Here is a 21,340-nt window from a genome sequence, read left to right as displayed (position 1 = left end):
TTCGCTGTAACACTTGTCTCATTATGTATAAAAAAAGAAGCTTTCCATGGGGAAAGCTTCTTTAATCAGCATTTTGCATAATTCGATCCCCAACGCTTGTAAGTACAGTATATAGACGAACTAAAGCGTTTCGATCTATATACTGCTGATTTGAAAACGCTCCTGGGATTTATGCAAAATGCTCTAATCTGAAAGTTAAACGTTAGACCACAACAGTCAACAAGTAATCCTCACGCTTCACTTCAGTTTCCATTGTGTTCAACACATCCAGGTATTGAGCGGAATTTGTTACGATAATCGGCGTAGACGTAGTATAGCCTGCCGCCTTAATTTGCTCGATATCAAATTCAAGCAACAGTTGTCCTTGCTTAACTATATCGCCTTCCTTGACGCGCTTGTCAAAGAATTGTCCTTTCAGCTTCACTGTATTAACACCCACGTGAATCAGAATTTCTGCTCCGTCATTGGAAGTAATACCGATTGCATGTCCGGTCGGGAATACTGTCGTAATCGTTCCATTGACAGGGGATGTCAGCACACCCTCTGTAGGATCAATCAGGATTCCTTTCCCCATAGCACCTGAAGCAAAAGCAACATCAGAAGATTGTTCCAAAGGCAATACTTTACCTTGCAGTGGGCTTACGAGAATTTCTTTCTCGATTGCCACTTCTTTCTTTATGGGTGCAGCTTCTGTTTTTGCAATTTCTTCTTTTGGATCATCAAAGCCCAAAATCATAACCAATACAACTGCAAGTACAAAGGCAACGAGCAAACCGATGACTACCCACAAGAATCCAGGTCCGAAATAAGTCGGCAACGCCAGTAGACCCGGTAATGCAAAGGATTGTGCGTGCGCTCCGCCAGAAGCGATAATCGCCCCGCCGATTGCCCCGGAAATACAAGCATAAATGAACGGCTTTTTCAATTTCAAAGTTATGCCATAAATTGTTGGTTCTGTAATCCCGAAAATAGCGGCCAGCGTAGAGGAACCTGCCAAAGCCTTCATCTGAGTGTTCCGGGATTTCAGGAATACCCCCAATGTTGCACCAGCCTGAGAAAGTACGGCTGCTGTAAGCATCGGAAGCATCGTGTCATAGCCCAATGTTGCAATATTCGACAGCATGACCGGAACGAAGCCCCAGTGTACACCGAAAATAACAAACACTTGCCAGAATGCCCCGGCAACAGCCCCGGCAATTAGTGGGCTTAAATTGTATACCCATGTAAAACCGTTTGCCAAGCCCTGACTGATCAGGTTACCTACTGGACCAAAGGCCAGAAATGTTAACGGAATAACGACCAGGAGCGAAAGCATCGGCACGATAATGTTTTTAACCGATTGATGGATAAAGGAATTGAACCAGCGCTCCACATAGGACTGAACCCAGACCGCGAGAATAATTGGAATGACACTGGAACTGTAATTAATCAGAATGATCGGAATACCTAGAAATGCCAATCTTTCTGGGTTGCTTACCGCCGCTATAACTGCTGGATAGACCAGAGCTCCGGCGATTGCCACCGATACAAAGGTGTTTGTCTTAAATTTACGGGACGATGTAATAGCCAAAAACACAGGTAGAAAATAGAAAACACTGTCGGAAGCTGCACTTAGGATCAGGTACGTACCGCTTTTATCATTAATCCATTGAAAAGATAAAATTAACGCCAGTAGCCCTTTAAGCAAACCTGCCCCGGCAAGAGCACCGAGAATGGGAGAAAAAATGCTGGAAATGATATCGACCGCTTTGCCAAGAAAATTCGTTTTTTCAGAAGATTCTTCCTTTTTGGCATTAGGATTATCTGCATCCTGCAAATTCGTTTCTGCCATCATATGCTCAAACACTTGACCTACATTATTACCGATGACCACTTGAAACTGGCCGCTGCTTTCCACTACTGTAATGACACCAGGGGTTGCTTCCAGTGCGGCTTTGTCTGCTTTTGTACGATCATTTAATTTAAATCTCAAACGTGTAGCGCAATGGAATACCGAATTGACATTCTCTTCGCCACCAACGAGGGTCACTATTTTTTTAGATAGTTCTTTATCACTCATATTCAGAACTCCTTATGGGTTATTCTTGCTACTGATAGGATTTACTGTTTACATCTGTTGCTAAGATGCGCCGGCGTGCACCTTTTTAAACTTGTAAACAAGAAAAACCTAAACTCGTGGTGAAAACTACGTACTCTCCTATAGAAGAACGTCGATTTCACCATCAGTTTAGGTTTTGCCTGCCTTACCAGTCACAATCCATGAACGATGAGGATATGAAGTTGTTAGTGTTATATGTTATTACGCTCAGTTACCCGATGAATATGGATAGTTAGATATACGTATTCATCCTTGCTTAAATATTGATCGTATGTTTTTTCCAGATACTCATTGATCTTTTGGGCACACGCAAAAGCTTCGCCATACGTCTGCTTCACCTGGTTGTACAAAAATTCTTCACCACTGTGAATGACTTCTTTGCGAATCACTCGCATCGCAAAATATTGCAAATGTGTCAAAAATCTCGAATAGCTAAAAGAAGACTCATCCAGCACAATTCCGTAATGATACGTAATAATGTTCAATATATGTTGGACAATCTCGGTCATTTTCAGTGTAGATTTCATTTCGTTACCGTCGATCCGTGCATTCACCATATGCAATGCAATAAATCCCGCTTCATCTTCGCCCAATTTTACTCCGAGCGTATTTTCAATTTTTTGGAGAGCATCCAGTCCAACTGCAAATTCTTTTTTGTAAAAGCGTTTAATTTCATACAGCATCGCGTTTTGGAGTGCCAGTCCTTTTTCTTGCCGTTGTATGGCAAAATGAATATGATCGGTCAACGTTAAATAAATATTATCGCTTAACTCCGTATCCAGCACTTCCGTTGCATGGGTTACGATTTCATTCACGACCTCCAGATGAGACACTGGAATATCGTTCAGCAGCTCAGTTAGTTTAGCTGTGAACTCGTTTTCATTTAACATGAAAATCTTATCTATTTTATCATCATCGACTTGATCGCCAGCCACCTTTTTGAAGGAAATACCTCTTCCCATCACGATGACCTCTTTGCCTTTATCGTTTTTAGTCAATAGGACGTTGTTATTGAGCACCTTCTCAATAATCATTGAAGTTCCCCCTCCCATCCTTTACCAATAAAAAATGCCTAAGCACAATTCAACACTATTGTTAGCAATAGCACTCAATTGAACTCAGGCATTGCCCGCATCACCGGTCACAATCCTTCGATATAGTGCTATTGTAGCACAAAAAAAAGCGATTTCAACATATTTTATTCTGATTCGACAAAAAATATTTCATATCAAGGCCCTTTTGCCTAATTTGCAAGTAAATCGTTACCTTACGTGGTCGTACGTTCAATGAGGCTATACTCTAGCGAATGAAGCTCCATTTGGCGTCCAATCAGCTGAGGGGAAAGCATGAAAAAAGCATTTTGGGCTTGAGCCATGATGGGATTTTGAATCGTCGTAATCCCCAGCGTATGCGCCAGCTCCGTGTTATCGAATCCGACAATCGCCAGATCTTCCGGTACGTTAAGCCGTTGTCTGCGTGCTTCGCAGAGAATACCCACTGCTACATAATCGTTAGCACATAAAATAGCCTCTGGGAATGCTTCCCGACGCTGTAACAAATCCCGTACGACCTGTTCGCCATCACGGATATTATAAATAGAAGAGTGATTCCAGTGTTGCGACACTGGCAGATTGTGCTCACTCATGATTTGTTCGTAGGCTCGTTGTCTGCTATGGGTATTGATGCTGCTCGGACGACCAAAAGCATTGGCTATACGAGTATAGCCTTTTTGTATCAAATGTTTGAGCGCTAACATATATCCTTCATACTGGTCCATAGCGACGGAGCGAATATCGGTATGCTCCATTCGTTGCCACGAAACGATCGGGCCATATTTGCAATAGGTACTCAAAAAATCAGTGTCATTCACGCAGGAAATGATGACCAGCGCATCGACTCTTTTTCTTTTTAAATCCTCAAAGGCTTGAAGCTCTTTCTTTTTGTCTTCTCCCGAAGTATAAATAATGGTTTGGAATCCATACTGGCCGGCTACTTCCACAAAGCTGTCCAGAAAAGCGAGAACAATTTCATTAATAGTTGAAGTAATGATACCGATCTGAAGCGTCTGACCCTTGGATAGAGAAATGGCATTCCGATTAGGAACATAATCTAATTCCTGCATGATTTTCAAAATCTTAGTTCGTGTTTCGTGACTGACATGGGGGGACTGATTTAATACTCTGGATACCGTAGCTTTGGAAAAGCCCGCCAGTTTTGCAATTTGATCAAGATTCGACATGGTGCTTCTCCTCACATAAGAAAAAAATACTTGACATGAAACGCGTTACAACGATTAGGATGCTTATGAAGGCATTACGTCTATTTTAAAGCATCTGTCAATGCTTTTCAAAGGAGAACGGTTACCGTCTGGCAGCAGCGAATTTGTCTAAAAGCCACTCCCTACACAAAAGGGGTATTATGGTAATTGATCTATTTAGGAGAATTAGGTATTGATTCACATTTGAAGCACTTGATGGGATTACTGGACCAAAGTAAAAATCTTAAATACGGAAAGAGGTTTTTATACCATGACGAAGACGCTAAAAGGATTTCCAAAAAACTTCTTGTGGGGTGGTGCAACCGCAGCTAACCAACTGGAAGGCGCTTTTGACGTAGATGGAAAAGGATTGTCCAGTGCAGACATGGTTGCCTATGTACCCAAAGCAGAGCGCAAGAACGATCATGCTATGGAGATTTCGTCCGAGCGACTCGAAGACATTTTGGCAGGCAAAGTCAATGCCCGTTTTCCAAAGCGTGAAGGTGTGGACTTCTTCCACCACTACAAAGAAGATATTGCATTGTTCGCGGAAATGGGCTTTAAGGTATTTCGTATGTCCATCCACTGGTCGCGGATTTTCCCGAATGGCTATGATGCCGAGCCGAATGAAGCAGGATTGCAATTCTACGACAATGTATTTGATGAGCTGCGCAAATATGGTATTGAACCGCTGGTAACATTGTCACATTATGAGACACCGCTGGGTTTGACTCAGAAGTATAATGGCTGGCTGGGTCGTGAAGTTATACAGCACTACGTAAATTATGCCGAAACTGTGTTCACGCGTTATAAGGATAAAGTAAAATACTGGCTGACCTTTAATGAAATCAACGTAATGACCATGAGTCCGTTTACCGGTGGCGGGGTGGTCATTGACCGTGTAGAAAACAAACAACAAGCGATATATCAAGCACTGCATCATCAATTTGTAGCTAGTGCACTGGCGACCAAACGGGGACATGAGATCATCCCGGGCGCTCAGATCGGCTGTATGTTGGCTCGTTTGGAAAGCTATCCACATACGTGTAACCCAGAGGATATACTGAAAGCCCAGCATGAAAATCAGATGAACCTGTTCTTTACGGATGTGCATGCCCGTGGGGAATATTCCAACTACATGAATCGTTATTTTGAAGAAAATAATGTTGTTATACACACAGAACCAGGCGATGCCGAAATTTTAAAAAATAACACGGTCGATTATATCTCATTCAGCTACTACATGACCTTGACCGTTTCTGCAGGTCCAGAAGGTGAGAAAGCAGCAGGAAACCTGATTGGTGGCGTGAAAAATCCATATTTACAGTCCTCTGACTGGGGATGGCAAATTGATCCGATCGGTCTGCGTGTTACACTGAACACGTTATATGACCGCTACCAAAAGCCGCTGTTCATCGTGGAAAATGGCCTAGGTGCTTATGATAAGGTAGAAGAAGACGGTTCTGTGCATGACACATATCGTATTGATTACTTGCGTCAGCATATTGTTCAAATGAAGGAAGCGATTGCCGACGGTGTTGATCTGCTTGGCTACACCAGCTGGGGTCCTATCGACCTTGTGAGCATGTCTACTTCCGAAATGTCCAAGCGCTACGGATTTATTTACGTTGATCTGGATGATGACGGTAACGGAACGCTCAAACGCTCCAAAAAGGACTCATTTAACTGGTATAAAAATGTGATAGCAACCAATGGTGAAGAATTGTAATACTATATCGTCTCGGGCGGGTATAGCAGAGGACATCCTAAGGATGCAATCTGCTGTACCCGCTTTTTTGATAGACACAATAATAATATTTCAGCGGGCTTCACAAACTTTTCACTTGTAATAAGCTGAAAGTTTTCTGTATAATAAATAAAAATTTCATATGTCTGGTTGATGTTTGCGGGAGATGGAACGAAAGTTCCGACCGAAGGGGCAAAACTCTCAGGTGCTTAGGCTGATTACAGCAACAAGCGGGGACCGTAAACGGACAGAACTCTGGAGAGACCCTTAATTGGGCGCCGAAGGTGCACCGCAGAGAATATCTGCTTAAACTCTCAGGCAAAAGGACAGAGACGCGAATAACCTGTGACAGGGAATGCCCTAGGCTTTTTTATAAGCTATTAGAGGCAGAAACCTGCACAAGATGGTTGTATTTTTTCGTGCCTTTAACCTCTCCAGGAGTCGAATCAGCGGATTTGACTCTTTTTTGTTTTCTAATATGCTGGAGGAGCGGGTTGAAATGAATTTGGTACATGTGTTAGAAGCGATTAGCAGTTGGATATGGGGGGCGCCTCTCATCATTCTTGTCATGGGAACGGGGTTGTGGCTGACCATACGTTTGAAGATGCTGCAGGTATTCCGCCTGCCCCTGGCGATCAAGCTGATCGGTAAGGCACCGAATGAAGGCAGCGGGGATGTAAGTAGTTTTGCGGCTTTGAGTACAGCGTTGGCGGCTACAGTTGGCACAGGAAGTATTGTCGGCGTAGCGACAGCCATTAAGCTGGGCGGGCCGGGTGCCTTGTTCTGGATGGTCGTTGCAGCCTTTTTTGGGATGGCGACGAAATATGCGGAAGGTGTACTTGCGGTAAAATACCGGGTGAAGGATCGGAATGGGCAATTTTCCGGCGGCCCGATGTATTATATTGAGAAAGGTCTGGGACGCCGTTTTAAACCGCTGGCGATGCTGTTTGCTTTTTCGGGCATGCTGGTAGCGTTGTTCGGGATTGGAACGTTTCCGCAGGTCAAAGCGATTGTATCTTCGACTGAAAACAGTTTTGGCGTTCCGCCCATTGTAACAGCACTGATTATTGCTATCCTTACAGGACTTGTTACTATTGGAGGACTCAAAAGCATTGCCAAGGTATCGACGAAGGTCGTTCCTTTTAAAACAGGCTTGTACGTACTGATCTGTCTCATCGTACTGATTCGGTTTGCTGACCAACTTCCTGCTGCAATTGCGCTGGTGCTCCATTCGGCATTTTCAACTACATCTGCAACGGGCGGATTTGCCGGAGCTACGATTATGCTAGCGATGCGAAGTGGGGTAGCCAGAGGTATTTTTGCCAATGAGGCCGGATTGGGAAGCGCACCGATTGCAGCTGCAGCTGCCAAAACTAATTGGCCTGCGGAGCAAGGGCTAATTTCCATGACAGGCGTGTTTATTGATACGATGGTTATTTGTGTGATGACCGGGTTGACGCTACTGGTTAGTGGTGTGTGGAGCGGGCCAACCGACGCGGGCCTGATGACTCAGCAAGCATTTTCCAGCGCATTCCCGCTGGGGGCAGAACTACTCACAATCATTCTGATTATGTTCGCGTTCACCACCATGCTCGGCTGGAACTATTACGGGGAACGCTGTGTTGAATATTTGCTTGGGGTCAAGTGGATTAAGCCATATCGTTATCTGTTCATCGTACTGGTTGCCGGGGGTGCGTTCATTAAATTGGATGCGATTTGGCTGCTGGCAGATATATTTAACGCAATGATGGCTTTCCCGAACCTGATTGCACTGCTCGGCTTATCAGGAATTGTAGTCGCAGAAACCCGAACCTATATGGATTCTCTGAATTCTAGTAAGAAAAAGGGCATTCTTGCAGGTGCCAGTGTAGGGGCAGCTATTCAAGTAGAAGAAAAAGGGCAAACGGTTAATTCATAAATTCCAAAAGGGAGTGCCCTCAGCCATCACAGGCTTGAGGACACTCCCTTTTGAATGTTATAACGATGCGTGCAAAATAGCTGAAATATCTTCTTGATTCAGCTTTTTATAATTACCGAAGCCTCCGTATTCCATTTCACGGGCTGCAATGTTTGCGACTTTTTCCAATTGCTCATCATTAATATTGTAATCGGCCAGGGTGGAAGGGGCACCGAGACTTGTCCAGAATGCCCTCAGGCGATCAATCCCCTCCAAAGCAATTTCCTTATCCGTTTTACCAGTGGTATCTAAATCAAACATGCTGAGCATCAGCCGCTTCATGCGTGCAGCATCCTGATCCACCGTATGTCTCATCCAGTTGGGGAACAGGATCGCCAGACCGCCAGCATGAGGAATATCATATACAGCGGATAGTGCATGTTCAATCGTATGCGAAGCCCAGTCCCCGAAGTAGCCCATTTGCAGTGTTCCGTTAAGGGCAATCGTTCCGGCATATAAAATCGTTTCACGATGCTCGTAGTTGTGCAAATCTTCCAGCAGCTTAGGTGCAGTTTCGATCACGGTTTGCAGCACGGAAAAGCACATACGATCTTGCAACGGTGTGTTTTTAACATTGTGAAAATATTGTTCAAACACATGGCTCATCATATCCACCATGCCATATACCGTCTGATCACGTGGCACAGAGAAGGTGTTTTTTGGGTCCAGAATCGAGAATTTCGGATGCGTCACCGCGCTGCCCCATACGTATTTTTCGTTCGTTTCCCAGTTGGTGATAACAGAATCCGGATTCATTTCTGATCCGGTGGCGGCGAGTGTGAGGATGGTGCCGAATGGCAGAGCCTCGGTCGGCATGTGCTTTTTGTTGATAATATCCCACACATCGCCGTCATATTCAGCCCCTGCTGCGATGGCTTTGGTGCAATCAATAACGCTTCCACCGCCTACAGCAAGTAAGAAGTCGATTTTTTCATTTCGGCAAATGTCGATACCCTTCTTAACGGTGGACAAGCGCGGATTCGGTTCTACACCGGACATTTCATGAATGTTGAGATGTAGCGGTTCTAACGCGTTTAATACCTGGTCATACAGACCATTTCGTTTGACACTTCCACCTCCGTATACCAGCAAAATGTTTTTGCCGTAATTGAGCAGCTCCTGCTGCAGTTCTTCAATTTGATTGTCTCCAAAAATTAATTTGGTGGGGTTATAATATGTGAATTTGTTCATCTGGTAAGTTCCCCTCAGTTCATAGTTCATAGTTCATAGTTCATGTTCAAATCGTAAATCGCTTAACCTGATTTCCTGTTGGATACCTAACTTCATCATGTAAGCTATTTGAAATGACGATTAACCATTATACATGAAATGAATAAGGGGATTCAAGTAAATCTAATCTTTGACCGCTCCGGCGGCAAGATCGGAAATAAACTGGCGGCTAATGAAAAGAAATAAAATAATAAGTGGAAGTACAGCCAGCAGGGTGCCCGCAATGACCATCGCATAATCCGTATTGTAAATCCCGTTTAATTGTGACAGTGCAATCTGGAGCGTGAATTTACGCTCATCCGTTAAGACGATTAGCGGCCATAAATAATCATTCCAGGCTCCTATAAAGGTAAACGCGCCGAGAAAAGCGAACGCAGGACGTAGAATAGGCAGTGCTACATTCAAGTACAGTCGAAAAAAGCTGCATCCGTCCATCCGGCCCGCATCCAGCAGTTCCTTTGGAATGGATTCTTCCGCATATTGACGAATCCAGAAAATGCCGAAGGCATTTACCATCCCCGGGATGATAAGCGCTTTGAACGTACCTACCCATCCAAAGGAGGCCATCATGACAAAGGAGGGGACAAGCGAAAGTTGTGAAGGGACCATCATCGTAGCTAGCAGAACGATAAATAGCACTTTTTTGCCCGGAAAATCAAACTTGGCGAATGCAAAACCTGCTAGTGAATCGAAAAACAGAACCAATAGGGTAACCGAACCGGCTACAAAAAGGGTATTAAAAAAGGCTCCGGCAAAATTAATCTGTTGTAATACTCTCGTTATGTTATCGAAGAAGTGGCTACCAAACCACAATTGCGGTGGAAAACGATAGATGTCTGAGGTTGTACGGGTTGCCATGACGATCAGCCAGTAAAATGGAAACATCGACAGGATGATTCCCACCAACAATCCGGCATATAAAACAAAGGATTTTGCGCGTGTCTGCATCATGTTGTGAAGCTCCTTCCCATCGTTATTTTTTACCTTGAACGAGTTTCCAGTTTATGATGGAGAATAGAGCAATGATGAGGAACATGCCCCATCCGACGGCTGCACCATATCCAAAATAGTTATTAATGAACGACTCGCGGTACAGGTATAAAACGATGGTCATGCCACTTGCCCCGGAACCGCCGTCATTACCGACCAGGACCTGTGGCTCGGTGAAGAGCTGCATACCGCCGATGGTGGACGTAATGACCGTAAACAGAATGACTGGGCGTAGCATGGGGATAGTGATGCGGAAAAAAGCTTGCGCTCCGGTTGCCCCGTCTATTTTGGCGGCCTCATACAGCACATGCGGAATACTTTGGAGTCCAGCCAGATAGATGATTGCGTTATAGCCCATCCATCTCCATACGACCATAGAAGAAATGGCAATTTGGATACCCCATGGCACATTCAGCCATTGAACCATGGGGAGTCCCATGAGTTGCAGCAGGTAGTTGAGAAATCCAAAATTGTTGGCAAATAAGGCACCAAATATGATGGCAACAGCCACAATAGACGTCACATTTGGCAGGAAGAATCCGACTCGCCATAAGGTGCGCATTTTCACAAAAGGGGCATAAAGCAGAAAGGCAATAATCAGTGCGAAGAATAGCATCGGAATTGTTGCATACACCCAGATCACAAAGGTGTTGCCTACAGCCTGCCAAAATTCATGATCTGTTACAAGGTAGCGAAAGTTGCCCCAGCCGTTGTAGGTCATGTCTCCGATCCCGTCCCATTTGTGAAACGCTAGATATAATGAAAAACCAATCGGAAACAGTCCAAAGATGCCAAACAGCAGATAAAACGGCGAGATCGCAGCATAAACGGCACGGTGCTTCCAGATTTCTCTCAGCATAATGTCCACACGCCTTTTTTGAATTTTGTTTTTATCGCTGTAATTCCCGTTCGATTCGTTCCATGGTTTCCGTCCATAATGCATCGGAATTGGCATCCTGCTTGGCGACATTAGCAAGGCGACGGGTCACAATGCCGTGGATGACAGGATAGCGCTCGCCGAAATAGCTGCTTTTCACATTACGTGCGGAGGTGGCAAAGATGAGTCCGGTGGGCTGACCACCAAAGAAAGGCTCGGGTGTCCCCATGATAGGATCGTTATAGACGCCGGGAGTGGACGGGAACAGTCCGATTTTGTGGTAGGCTTCCAGCTGGTGTTCCGGGTTTTGCAGCCAGGTCAGGACTTCAAAGGCTTCTTTGGGATGTTTGCTGGATTTGAGGATAGAAATGAAAGAACCACCCAGGTTGCCATCTCCTCCAGGAGCACGGGCGACTCTCCATTTACCCGCTGTATCCGGCGCGGCCTCTGTGAGAACTTGCTTCATCCAGATAGCCCCTACAAAAGAGGCAATTTTGCCGTTATTGACCGAAGCGTTCCATTCGGGAGTCCAGCCATCCGCATTGGCGAGCAGATGCTTTTTGTGGAAATCGACAGCGGTTTTCCAGCCCAGACGGATGTCAGGAGATTGATTGCCGATATAGCTGCCATCCGGCTTGAAGTAAAGGGTTGTATGCTGAGCGAGCAACTGATTGTAAACGTTTACAATATTGTCAGCCAAAAATGAACGGCTTCCGAATTTCTGGCGAAGTTGTTCTCCGGCCGCCATGTAATCATCCCATGTGCGAATGGAGGCACTAACCTTTTCAGGATCACTAGGCAAGCCTGCTTGTTCAAACAGATCACTTCGGTAGAAGAGGGCGGTAGGTCCTGTATCCATGGGAAATGCAATCATTTTACCATCAGGAGTGATCCCCTGATTCCATTTCCATTCCAAATATTGATCCTTCAAGCGGTCTGCTCCGAGTTCCCTTAAGTCATAAAAACGATCCGCACTGGGGAACAGCTCCACCATCCAATCGTTCAGAGCTACGATGTCTGGTTCACCGGAACGAGCTGCGAGCGTTGTCTTCAGTTTGGCTTTGAAGTCACCGCCTATTTTTTGAGTTTTTAATTCAATGTTGGGAAATTGTTTTTCCGCTTGGGCGAGTAGTTCATCGTCAATAGAACGGTTCCAGTACCACAATGTAAGCGTTATCTTTTTTTCGTTTGACAAATTAGTTTCAGATGATTGACTTTCAGAGAACGAGGGTCCACTACAAGCACTGAACATCGTGAGAAAAGCAAGACATAATACCAGCCATTGTACTGTCTTCACATCATTTCCCTCCTTGCTGTCTGAGATAATCTGCCTGCTAAACAAGTTGTAAATGGTTTAGCTCCATCATATGAAGCTGTTACCCATTTATGTGCATTGCCTTAACCAAAAACAAAAAATTTGAAACGTTTATCAATAAATAAAAGCACGTGCGTCTGTTATATGAAGAGCGCACGTACTTAAATAAGTATTCAGCTCATGACATCAACCGCTGTATTTCATCTTTCAGAATTTCGGACCGAGTCCCGAAAATAACCTGCAGGGTACCGTTACCAAGCCTGATGATTCCCGATGCTCCGAGCTGCTTGAGAGCTTGATCATTAACCGCTTTGTCGTCTTTGACGACAAGACGCAGCCGTGTGATGCAGGCATCAATGCTTTGAATATTGTCTGAACCGCCGAGATAGGTTAGTATTCTGCCTGCCTGACTGGATTGAGTGTCGGATATGGCGCTTGCCTTTCCAATGGGTACAGATTCGTTAGCCTCAGACAGGAGACTGTCTTCTACATCATCTTCACGCCCAGGAGTTTTTAGGTTGAATTTGAGAATGATGAATCGGAACAGAAAGTAATAAATGAGGGCGAAGACAAGCCCGACCGGGATCATTCGCAATGGGTGGGTGGAGAGTTTCATATTGACCAGATAGTCAATGAGTCCTGCTGAAAAAGAAAAGCCGAGTTTGACATCCAGTAGGTATACGACCAGGCCGCTCAGGCCTGTCAGCAGAGCATGAACGCCGTAAAGCAATGGTGCAATGAACATAAACGAAAATTCGAGGGGCTCGGTAATTCCGGTCAGGAACGATGCCAGTGCAGAACCGATGAAAATGGAAGCGACGGCTTTACGTTTTTCCGGTTTGGCCGTATGAATGAATGCGAGGGCTGCTGCTGGCAGAGCGAACATCATAATGGGGAAGAAGCCGGACATGAATATACCCGCCGATGTATCGCCTGCGAAAAAACGCGTCAGGTCACCATGAACGACCTCACCGGCAGCATTGGTGTAGTCACCAATTTGAAACCAAGCGATCGAGTTCAACACATGATGCAAACCGAGTGGGATCAGCAGCCGATTGGCAATCATGAATACCATTGATCCGACTCCGCCAAAGCCGACAATCCAGTTGCCGAAGGCTGCAATCCCATCTTGTATTGGACTCCAGATCATTCCGAGCAGAATGGCCAGAATCATGGTCGTGAAGGCGGTGATCATGGGGACAAAACGTTTGCCCGAGAAGAAGCCAAGCCAATCTGGAAGTTGAATATTATGATATTTTTTAAACAGAAAAGCAGACCATCCACCGATAAAAATACCACCCAATACGCCCATGTCCAGCTTGACGTCGTCTGGAATATATGCAAATATACCCGGCACTGCCGCCAAAATACGTGTCAGCACCATATAGGCAATGACTGCCGATAATGCGGCTACTGCGTCGCCTGCCAGACCAATGGCAACACCGATGGAGAAAATGAGCGCCAGGTTCCCGAAGATGGCCCCCGCCCCCTCGTTCAGAAAAGGAGTGACATAATGATTCAGAAATCCGCCAACTCCGGGACCAAGCGGTATATCCGTTTCATAATTAATCAGTGCTAATCCTTGTAAAATCCCTGCGGCGGGTAGAGTGGCTACTGGAAGCATTAGCGACTTGCCGATTTTCTGCAGAAATTTCAGCATAACATTCTTCCCTTCTTCATCGAGTTTGAGAGTGTCGTATTCATCCTGAAACCTTCACATTAAACCATTTTTTTACATCATAAATCGGAGAAACTAACATGGTCAACGATTATTTTAAGCTATGAAAAGACGTAAATCCGCAGTTGACATCGCTTACATGCTTATATAGTATCAAATTTAAGTTAATAATCGTGACGGAGATAAGAGAGCCACGCAGACACCCATGGTACAGCACAGGGTTGGTTTGTGATGGCTTTTCTTTTTTTGCGCGATGAAAGCGATCGAAATCGGATGATCTATTGAGGAGGTAGGTTGTATGTCGCCATACGCAGCCGAATTCATAGGGACAATGATTCTTATTGCCCTAGGTGGCGGAGTGTGCGCAGGGGTGTCCCTGAAAAAGTCATTTGCTCACGCTTCCGGCTGGATTGTGATTGGAATGGGATGGGGGCTCGCGGTTGCTATTGGGGTGTATGCAGTGGGTGAAATCAGCGGAGCGCATTTGAATCCGGCAGTGACACTGGCGTTGGCATTTCAGGGCATTTTTCCGTGGCAGGACGTTCCCGGCTATATTGTTGCTCAGCTTCTCGGGGCCATGGCGGGTGCGATAATCGTCGTTTTGCATTATTGGCCTCACTGGAAAGAGACGGAGGACACTGCAACCAAACTTAGTGTATTTGCGACAGGACCGGCTATTGATCATCCGTTTGCCAACGTGCTTAGTGAAATGATAGGGACTTTCATCTTTGTTCTTGCTCTGCAGTCATTTGGTGCCAATTCATTTACAGGGGGCTTGAAACCGCTGATTGTGGGTTTTTTGGTTGTCAGTATCGGTTTATCCTTTGGAGGCACAACGGGCTATGCCATCAATCCAGCGAGAGATTTTGGGCCGCGTCTGATGCATTATTTACTACCGATTCCCGATAAGGGAGCATCCAATTGGAAATATGCCTGGGTGCCCATTGTAGGGCCGCTGTTGGGTGGATCTTTCGCAGGGCTATTTTATCAGGCTGTTTTTAAGGGGAGTGTGACTCCGGCTTTCTGGATTTTACTAGGGATCATCGTGATTGTACTCTTGATTACCTTCCGTATTAGTCGTACTTATAAAAGTCATAAAACGGATCACAAACTTACAGCGTAAAAACGATGGATTTACACGGGGAGAGATGAACAATGGGAAAATATATTCTGTCACTAGATCAGGGAACGACAAGCTCAAGAGCGATTTTGTTCAATAGCGAAGGAGATGTAGTGTACTCGGCTCAGCGAGAATTTCCGCAATATTTTCCTCATCCCGGCTGGGTAGAGCAGAATGCGAATGAAATCTGGAGCTCTATTCTCGGAGTCATTGCCTCCTGTCTTTCCGAATCCGGTGTAAAAGCAAATCAAGTGGCTGCCATCGGCATTACCAATCAGCGAGAATCGGTGGCTGTATGGGACAAAAATACAGGAGTACCTGTGTATAACGTACTCGTATGGCAATCACGCCAAACCTCGGACATCTGTGAAGAATTGAAGCGGCAAGGGCACGAGGAGCTTTTTCACAGCAAAACAGGACTGTTGATCGACCCGTATTTTTCAGGCACTAAAGTAAAGTGGATACTGGACCATGTGGAGGGCGCTCGGGAAAAGGCAGAACGAGGTGACCTGTTATTCGGTACGATTGACTCGTGGCTGATCTGGAAACTATCCGGCGGAACGGCACATGTAACGGACTACTCTAATGCAGCCAGGACGCTGATGTACAACATTTATGAACTAAAGTGGGACGAAGAGTTGCTGGACATTCTGGGTGTTCCGAAAATCATGCTACCTGAGGTAAGACCTTCTTCCGAGGTATATGCGCACACCGTGGATTATCATTTCTTTGGTCAGAATGTACCAATCGCCGGTGCAGCAGGTGACCAGCAGGCAGCCTTGTTTGGTCAGGCATGTTACGAAAAAGGGATGATCAAAAATACTTACGGCACAGGCTGCTTTATGCTGATGAATACGGGGGATCAGCCTGTTGAATCCAAGCACGGTCTGATTACGACCATCGCTTGGGGACTGGAGGAAGGCAAAGTACAATATGCACTCGAGGGGAGTGTGTTTGTAGCGGGGTCGGCGATCCAGTGGCTGCGAGACGGGTTGCGCATGTTCCGTGAAGCGAAGGACAGTGAGCCTTATGCCGCCCGTGTTTCGTCTACAGAAGGAGTGTATCTTGTACCCGCTTTTGTCGGACTGGGTAGCCCCTACTGGGATAGCGAGGTGCGCGGAGCGATGTTCGGCCTGACACGCGGGACCACGAAGGAGCATTTTATCCGCGCCACATTGGAGTCACTTGCTTATCAGACCAAGGATGTGCTTGCAGCCATGGAGATTGATTCAGGTATTTCAGTGAAGATGCTGCGGGTGGATGGAGGAGCTGTATTGAACAATTTTCTGATGCAATTCCAGAGCGATATTTTGGATGCAACAGTGGAGCGGCCAGTTATCCATGAGACGACGGCACTGGGGGCTGCATGTCTGGCAGGTTTGGCTATTGGATATTGGGAGAGCACGGATGAACTTCGTAAGCGGGTGAGGGTGGAAACCTCTTTTGCCCCGGATATGGATGAATCAACACGTGAAAGCTTGTATGAAGGCTGGAAAAAGGCTGTGAATGCGACGATGGCCTACAAGTGATAGATTAAGCGATGGGTCTCTGAATATTAAACTGCAAAAAGATGACTTCTGAATTTATCAGAAGTCATCTTTTTTAAGGCATGTGCTAACTCTTGACCTTCGTATGGTTCCAATGTTGCCGGGCTCCGCAGGAGCTACGAATGACTAGTTCCGGCTCTACTTTAATACATTTTGTATCCATTTGTTTATTCATCAGGTCAAACAGCACCATAGCGGCTAGACGGCCTATTTTTTGCTTGTCTTGTTTTACAGTCGTCAGTGGAGGATCGGTATAACGACAGGCTTCTATATCATCACATCCCACTACAGCAATATCCTCGGGTACCCTCAAGCCGCTTTCCTTGAAAGCACGTATGGCACCAAAGGCAAGCAGGTCGGTAGCCGCAAAAATAGCTTTTGGTAAATTTCCTTGCTGTATCCACGCCTTCGCGATCTGGTATCCATCTTCTGCCGCGTAGTCCTTACCATACACGATCCATTCAGGTCTGACATCAAGACTAAACCGTTTTAGTGAAGCGATAAAGGCCTCCTCTCTCTCTTTAATAACCAAGGAGGGGCGTTCAATGCCTATAAAACCCATTTCGCGGTATCCATTCATGTAAAAGTGCTCAACAACCTTCATTGAAATCTTCTGATTGTCGGACATAATATAGCAGGAACTGGCTCCGGTTAGTTCAATATCGACACCGATGCAGGGGATAGGGCTGGCGTCGAGATCAAAAACACTCTTCTCCACCTCATCTCCAGCAATAATAATGCACCCGTCCACTGAAAAATATTTCGAGCGAGCCAAATAGTCCTCTCCATTATCCAGAAATTTCTCATTTGAAAAAAACAGCAGATCGTAACCGAGCAAGCCAATCTGTTTTTTGAAGACATTAATGATATCTACAAAAAAAGGATGACTAAAATCAACATTCAGCTTGCCGGCAAATATAACGCCTACCAGATTTGATTTTTTGGTAGCAAGCGTTTTAGCCGAGGAGGAGGGTCTATAGCCTGTTTCCTCCATGATTTTAAGTACCCGCTGCCGGGTTTCCTCACTGATGTCCGTGTAATTGTTAATGATTTTCGAAACCGTTGCCACTGAAACGCCTGCCATGCTAGCTATTGTTTTTATATTCATGGAATCCTCCGCAACTAAACTGATTTAGTTAAATTGACTTTTCTTTTTAAACTTAATGGTTACTCGTATTCTATGCTACCTCATAGAAGTGAGTCAACAGTGCTAATAAAGGATGTTGTCTAATATTTTAAGGAGTAATAACGATAATTTGTGTTTTTTTTGATAATTTACAAATCTCTATTTACAAATACAGGCTATCGATACATAATAGTAGCTGTAATTAACTAAACCGCTTTCGTAAAAGTGAATGCATTTATTCTAAGATTACAGGGGGAATTTTGCAATGCTGAAAAAGTGTTTTTCTTTACTTATTGTAACCGCTTTAATAGTGGTGCTGGCTGCTTGCGGCAAAGGTAGTGAAGCTGGACAGAACGGGAATAAAAAGGTCACGTTAAAGATTATTCATTGGCAGCAAGAAAATATTAATAACTATATAAAGGAATTTAATAAAAAGTTTGAAGAGAAGTATCCTGATGTTCAGGTGGAGTATACGACGGTTCCTGCTGATTCAACGTATGATCAACTGATGCAAACGCGTATGAATGCTGGTTCAACCGGTGATGCAGACATTATTCCTTTGAAATTCAGCTTCGTAGGCGCACCGCAGGAATGGTCTAAGGGAGCAGCTGATCCGATGTGGAAGCAGTGGATTGAGGGAGGACTCATTGCAGATCTGTCGGATCAAGCTTTTATCAAAAACTATAATCCTACAGATGTCAAAAATGCCATGACCTACAACGACAAAGTATACGGTGTAAACATGGGGAAGGTGGCCCTGACAGGTCTGTTTTACAACAAAGATATTTTCGAAAAATATAATCTTACTGTGCCGACGACATGGGACGACCTAGTGAATGTGATGAAGGTGCTCAAGGATAATGGCGTAGAACCGCTTGGTTTTGGCGGTAAGGATGTATGGCCTATTAACCTTGCTGTCCAAGGACTTCAAGCCTCTATCCATGATGATCAGTTGGAATATATCAAAGGGCTGTGGACAGGTAAGACGAAGCTAACAGACCCCGTCCAGCTCGAGGTTTTGGAAAAATCACAAATTTTGATGAACAACGCCATTAGTGGATTTATGGGGATTGACTATGGAACCTTGCCAAGCTTGTTTGCTTCAGGTCGTGTGGCCATGATTGCGGATGGTACATGGGATGCAACTACGATTCAGACAGCCAATCCAGAGATGAAATTTGGATATTTCCCGATTCCAGGTAGTAATGATCCTGCCAAAAATAAAAATCTAGCAGGAAAATACGATATGACATGGATGGTTCTGGAAAAATCACCGAATAAGGAATATGCGATTAAATGGCTTGAAATGCTTTCTGAGAAGCAGAACTATACAGATTTCGTGAACGTTGCTGGATTTTTGCCAACACAGCCTGATGTGAAGATAAAAAGTGATTTTGTTGCTGAAATTCAGCCGTCACTTGAAAACTTCAAGCTCTCTTGGGATCAGTTGTTTATCAACCGTAAGAATGCTGGGCAATACGTTAAGGATGCCAGTGCACATGCAGAATTCTTGGCTCCTGCTGGTCCGATAAAGACTCCTTTGGAACTTGCTCAGAAATCTCAGGCTGATTGGGATGCGGCTGCTCCTAAATAATGCATAGATTTTACAGGAAAACAATTGGGCAACTGCAAGACCTTAAATAATGTAAAAAGGTGTGAGGCACATGTATCCCTTCGGAAAGGGTGCGGCCCGGATAATGCCCTATCTTTTGCTGGGTATTCCGGTTCTGCTCTATTTGCTTCTTGGTTTTGGACCCTCTATGGTAACGGTGCTTTTTTCCTTTACAGATGCTACCGGGGTTCCGGGACAGACATGGAGTTTTATCGGATTCGAGAATTACACAACTTTCTTCACCTCCTCCGATTCTGGAGATCGCCTCGCTTCTATAGGACGTTCCTTGTATTTTGCCGTAGCGGTGGTTGTAATTCAAAATGCGGTAGGGCTGTTCATGGCCGTCCTGATTAATAAAAAGCTTAAAGGTGATATGTTATATCGCTCTGTATTTTTCCTCCCTGTTGTACTCGGGGTAACGGTATCCGGCCTGATTTGGCAGTTGCTTGCCAATCCGCTTGGGGGTCCTGCGCAAGCTTTGATGAACTTTTTTGGAACGAGCTCTAACTTCTTCGGGGATTACAATATTGCATTTGAGTTGATTATTTTTGTGCAAATTTGGATGTATATGGGTTACTCGATGACTATTTTCTTAGCCGGACTCCAATCTATCCCCAGTGACTTATATGAAGCAGGGTATATGGACGGTGCCTCTGGATGGAAAGCGTTCAAAAATATTACCTTTCCGATGATTGCACCGTCCTTTACCGTCAATATGCTGCTGTCCATTATCGGTGCCTTGCAGACCTTCGACATTATTTATGTGCTGACAGGTGGTAAATTCAACACAACAACCCTTGCGTTTGATGTATATGCAACAGCCTTTGGTACTGGAACGTCAGATTACGGTCTTGCTTCCGCAGTTGCTATGATCCAGTTCGTGTTCGTATTTACAGTATCGATGATTGCCTTGTATTACTTACGTAGAAGAGAGGTGGAAATGTAATGAGCAGTACCAAAGGGACCAAAATACTGAGCTACATCATCGTACTGCTCATGCTTTCGTTATATGTGTTCCCTCTTTTTTACCTTTTTAATGTATCCATGAAGACTCAAAGTGAGTATTTGATGAATCCTGTAGCTCTAGCCAAGAGTCTACATTTGGAAAATTTCATGGATGCTTGGGAGAAAGGGAACTTCTCTCAATACATGTGGAATAGCATTTTGTATACAGGCGTATCTACGTTATTAACACTGATTATATCCGTGTTCGCAGCTTTTCCGTTGGCACGGGGATACGTTAAGTTCAGTACCTTCTTTTATGTGTTTTTCCTGATATCTATGTATCTCCCGAATCCTCTGATTCCGCAATTTGCTCTTATTAATAGTCTGGGACTTTACAATACACAGCTTGGTTTTATCTTACTGAAAACAACAGGTACCGGCATCGCCTTCCTGATGTTTGTAGGGTATATCAAGTCTGTCTCCCGAGAGCTGGATGAAGCGGCTGCAATGGACGGGTGCGGATATTCACGATATTTGTTTACGATTCTTGTCCCGCTGATGAAGCCAGTGTTGGCGACAGGCATTATTTTGACAGCTATTGGGGCGTGGAATGACATTATAGGTCCTACTATTTATTTGTCTGATCCTGCTTATCAGCCAGTGACCAAGGGATTGTTCTCCTTCTACGGACAATACATGAACAACTGGCCGCTGCTCGCTTGCGGCATTCTGATTGTTACACTACCGCTCGTGATTTTGTATATTTTCCTCCAGCGCTTTATTGTCGGCGGTGCAATGGCCGGAGCTGTGAAGTCTTGATACCTGAAAGGATGATACCGAG

Annotated in this window: 16 protein-coding genes and 2 riboswitches; of the genes, 7 read left to right on the top strand and 9 right to left on the bottom strand. The window is 44.9% G+C overall.

Features of this window, described 5'->3' with window-relative positions; translation table 11 throughout:
- Nucleotides 1-202 precede the first annotated feature (202 nt).
- The 3 genes from KAI37_RS20095 to KAI37_RS20085 form a co-directional block, all read right to left on the bottom strand.
- A complete protein-coding gene (locus tag KAI37_RS20095; protein ID WP_220030084.1) occupies nt 203-2,059 on the bottom strand; it encodes a beta-glucoside-specific PTS transporter subunit IIABC in 1,857 nt (618 codons plus the stop codon).
- A gap of 230 nt (nt 2,060-2,289) precedes the next feature.
- The gene (gene licT, locus KAI37_RS20090; protein ID WP_071642609.1) at nt 2,290-3,132 is read right to left on the bottom strand and encodes a BglG family transcription antiterminator LicT; all 843 of its coding nucleotides are present in this window, start codon (nt 3,130-3,132) and stop codon (nt 2,290-2,292) included.
- A gap of 233 nt (nt 3,133-3,365) precedes the next feature.
- Nucleotides 3,366-4,337 (bottom strand): LacI family DNA-binding transcriptional regulator, encoded by a 972-nt coding sequence (locus KAI37_RS20085; RefSeq protein WP_071642608.1) that lies wholly within the window; start codon nt 4,335-4,337, stop codon nt 3,366-3,368.
- A gap of 289 nt (nt 4,338-4,626) precedes the next feature.
- Between KAI37_RS20085 and KAI37_RS20080 the strand changes: the two genes are divergently transcribed.
- Together KAI37_RS20080 and KAI37_RS20075 are read left to right on the top strand one after the other, a co-directional pair.
- On the top strand, nt 4,627-6,084 hold the full coding sequence (locus tag KAI37_RS20080; protein WP_071642607.1) for a glycoside hydrolase family 1 protein: 1,458 nt from the start codon (nt 4,627-4,629) through the stop codon (nt 6,082-6,084).
- Nucleotides 6,085-6,252: 168 nt separating this feature from the next.
- A riboswitch (glycine riboswitch) is annotated at nt 6,253-6,329 on the top strand.
- Nucleotides 6,330-6,347: 18 nt separating this feature from the next.
- A riboswitch (glycine riboswitch) is annotated at nt 6,348-6,442 on the top strand.
- A 159-nt stretch (nt 6,443-6,601) separates the two neighbouring features.
- On the top strand, nt 6,602-8,020 hold the full coding sequence (locus KAI37_RS20075) for an alanine/glycine:cation symporter family protein (protein ID WP_335582748.1): 1,419 nt from the start codon (nt 6,602-6,604) through the stop codon (nt 8,018-8,020).
- A gap of 57 nt (nt 8,021-8,077) precedes the next feature.
- Here the strand turns inward: KAI37_RS20075 and KAI37_RS20070 are convergent, their stop codons facing one another.
- From KAI37_RS20070 to KAI37_RS20050, 5 genes are all read right to left on the bottom strand, one after another.
- Nucleotides 8,078-9,250, bottom strand: a complete 1,173-nt coding sequence (locus tag KAI37_RS20070) for an iron-containing alcohol dehydrogenase (RefSeq protein ID WP_220030083.1) — start codon at nt 9,248-9,250, stop codon at nt 8,078-8,080.
- Between the two features lie 162 nt (nt 9,251-9,412).
- Nucleotides 9,413-10,240 carry a carbohydrate ABC transporter permease gene (locus tag KAI37_RS20065; RefSeq protein ID WP_071642604.1) on the bottom strand — a complete coding sequence of 276 codons (828 nt, stop codon included), beginning with the start codon at nt 10,238-10,240 and terminating at the stop codon, nt 9,413-9,415.
- Between the two features lie 22 nt (nt 10,241-10,262).
- Nucleotides 10,263-11,138 (bottom strand): carbohydrate ABC transporter permease, encoded by an 876-nt coding sequence (locus KAI37_RS20060; RefSeq protein ID WP_071644391.1) that lies wholly within the window; start codon nt 11,136-11,138, stop codon nt 10,263-10,265.
- Nucleotides 11,139-11,169: 31 nt separating this feature from the next.
- Nucleotides 11,170-12,453 (bottom strand): ABC transporter substrate-binding protein, encoded by a 1,284-nt coding sequence (locus tag KAI37_RS20055; protein WP_220030082.1) that lies wholly within the window; start codon nt 12,451-12,453, stop codon nt 11,170-11,172.
- Nucleotides 12,454-12,649: 196 nt separating this feature from the next.
- A complete protein-coding gene (locus KAI37_RS20050) occupies nt 12,650-14,131 on the bottom strand; it encodes a PTS transporter subunit EIIC (protein WP_076294418.1) in 1,482 nt (493 codons plus the stop codon).
- A 316-nt stretch (nt 14,132-14,447) separates the two neighbouring features.
- Between KAI37_RS20050 and KAI37_RS20045 the strand changes: the two genes are divergently transcribed.
- Together KAI37_RS20045 and glpK are read left to right on the top strand one after the other, a co-directional pair.
- On the top strand, nt 14,448-15,272 hold the full coding sequence (locus KAI37_RS20045) for an MIP/aquaporin family protein (protein ID WP_220030081.1): 825 nt from the start codon (nt 14,448-14,450) through the stop codon (nt 15,270-15,272).
- Between the two features lie 32 nt (nt 15,273-15,304).
- Nucleotides 15,305-16,798: a glycerol kinase GlpK gene (gene glpK / locus KAI37_RS20040; RefSeq protein WP_220030080.1), complete on the top strand. Its 1,494-nt coding sequence runs from the start codon at nt 15,305-15,307 to the stop codon at nt 16,796-16,798.
- A gap of 85 nt (nt 16,799-16,883) precedes the next feature.
- Here glpK and KAI37_RS20035 read toward each other — a convergent pair whose 3' ends face one another.
- Nucleotides 16,884-17,924 carry a LacI family DNA-binding transcriptional regulator gene (locus tag KAI37_RS20035; RefSeq protein ID WP_071642599.1) on the bottom strand — a complete coding sequence of 347 codons (1,041 nt, stop codon included), beginning with the start codon at nt 17,922-17,924 and terminating at the stop codon, nt 16,884-16,886.
- Nucleotides 17,925-18,207: 283 nt separating this feature from the next.
- On the opposite strand from KAI37_RS20035, the gene KAI37_RS20030 reads away from it, so the two are divergent.
- The 3 genes from KAI37_RS20030 to KAI37_RS20020 all read left to right on the top strand — a co-directional run bounded on the left by KAI37_RS20030 (nt 18,208) and on the right by KAI37_RS20020 (nt 21,318).
- Nucleotides 18,208-19,536 (top strand): ABC transporter substrate-binding protein, encoded by a 1,329-nt coding sequence (locus KAI37_RS20030; protein WP_104497857.1) that lies wholly within the window; start codon nt 18,208-18,210, stop codon nt 19,534-19,536.
- Between the two features lie 70 nt (nt 19,537-19,606).
- Nucleotides 19,607-20,500: a carbohydrate ABC transporter permease gene (locus tag KAI37_RS20025; protein WP_028541563.1), complete on the top strand. Its 894-nt coding sequence runs from the start codon at nt 19,607-19,609 to the stop codon at nt 20,498-20,500.
- The gene (locus KAI37_RS20020) at nt 20,500-21,318 is read left to right on the top strand and encodes a carbohydrate ABC transporter permease (protein WP_028541564.1); all 819 of its coding nucleotides are present in this window, start codon (nt 20,500-20,502) and stop codon (nt 21,316-21,318) included. Before KAI37_RS20025 ends, KAI37_RS20020 begins: the two co-directional genes overlap by 1 nt.
- The last annotated feature ends 22 nt before the right edge of the window (nt 21,319-21,340 follow it).

The organism is Paenibacillus sp. S25 (assembly GCF_019454085.1).
In the GTDB taxonomy this organism is placed as follows: Bacteria; Bacillota; Bacilli; order Paenibacillales; family Paenibacillaceae; genus Paenibacillus; species Paenibacillus polymyxa_B.
Note: the sequence above shows the minus strand (reverse complement) of the source record. Positions and strands in the feature narration are given on the sequence as shown.

What these genes read in the sequence shown, in the direction of transcription:
- KAI37_RS20095 (WP_220030084.1), bottom strand. Translation starts at nt 2,059, where the DNA reads ATGAGTGATAAAGAACTATCTAAAAAAATAGTGACCCTCGTTGGTGGC.
- licT (WP_071642609.1), bottom strand. Translation starts at nt 3,132, where the DNA reads ATGATTATTGAGAAGGTGCTCAATAACAACGTCCTATTGACTAAAAAC.
- KAI37_RS20085 (WP_071642608.1), bottom strand. Translation starts at nt 4,337, where the DNA reads ATGTCGAATCTTGATCAAATTGCAAAACTGGCGGGCTTTTCCAAAGCT.
- KAI37_RS20080 (WP_071642607.1), top strand. Translation starts at nt 4,627, where the DNA reads ATGACGAAGACGCTAAAAGGATTTCCAAAAAACTTCTTGTGGGGTGGT.
- KAI37_RS20075 (WP_335582748.1), top strand. Translation starts at nt 6,602, where the DNA reads ATGAATTTGGTACATGTGTTAGAAGCGATTAGCAGTTGGATATGGGGG.
- KAI37_RS20070 (WP_220030083.1), bottom strand. Translation starts at nt 9,250, where the DNA reads ATGAACAAATTCACATATTATAACCCCACCAAATTAATTTTTGGAGAC.
- KAI37_RS20065 (WP_071642604.1), bottom strand. Translation starts at nt 10,240, where the DNA reads ATGATGCAGACACGCGCAAAATCCTTTGTTTTATATGCCGGATTGTTG.
- KAI37_RS20060 (WP_071644391.1), bottom strand. Translation starts at nt 11,138, where the DNA reads ATGCTGAGAGAAATCTGGAAGCACCGTGCCGTTTATGCTGCGATCTCG.
- KAI37_RS20050 (WP_076294418.1), bottom strand. Translation starts at nt 14,131, where the DNA reads ATGCTGAAATTTCTGCAGAAAATCGGCAAGTCGCTAATGCTTCCAGTA.
- KAI37_RS20045 (WP_220030081.1), top strand. Translation starts at nt 14,448, where the DNA reads ATGTCGCCATACGCAGCCGAATTCATAGGGACAATGATTCTTATTGCC.
- glpK (WP_220030080.1), top strand. Translation starts at nt 15,305, where the DNA reads ATGGGAAAATATATTCTGTCACTAGATCAGGGAACGACAAGCTCAAGA.
- KAI37_RS20035 (WP_071642599.1), bottom strand. Translation starts at nt 17,924, where the DNA reads ATGAATATAAAAACAATAGCTAGCATGGCAGGCGTTTCAGTGGCAACG.
- KAI37_RS20030 (WP_104497857.1), top strand. Translation starts at nt 18,208, where the DNA reads ATGCTGAAAAAGTGTTTTTCTTTACTTATTGTAACCGCTTTAATAGTG.
- KAI37_RS20025 (WP_028541563.1), top strand. Translation starts at nt 19,607, where the DNA reads ATGTATCCCTTCGGAAAGGGTGCGGCCCGGATAATGCCCTATCTTTTG.
- KAI37_RS20020 (WP_028541564.1), top strand. Translation starts at nt 20,500, where the DNA reads ATGAGCAGTACCAAAGGGACCAAAATACTGAGCTACATCATCGTACTG.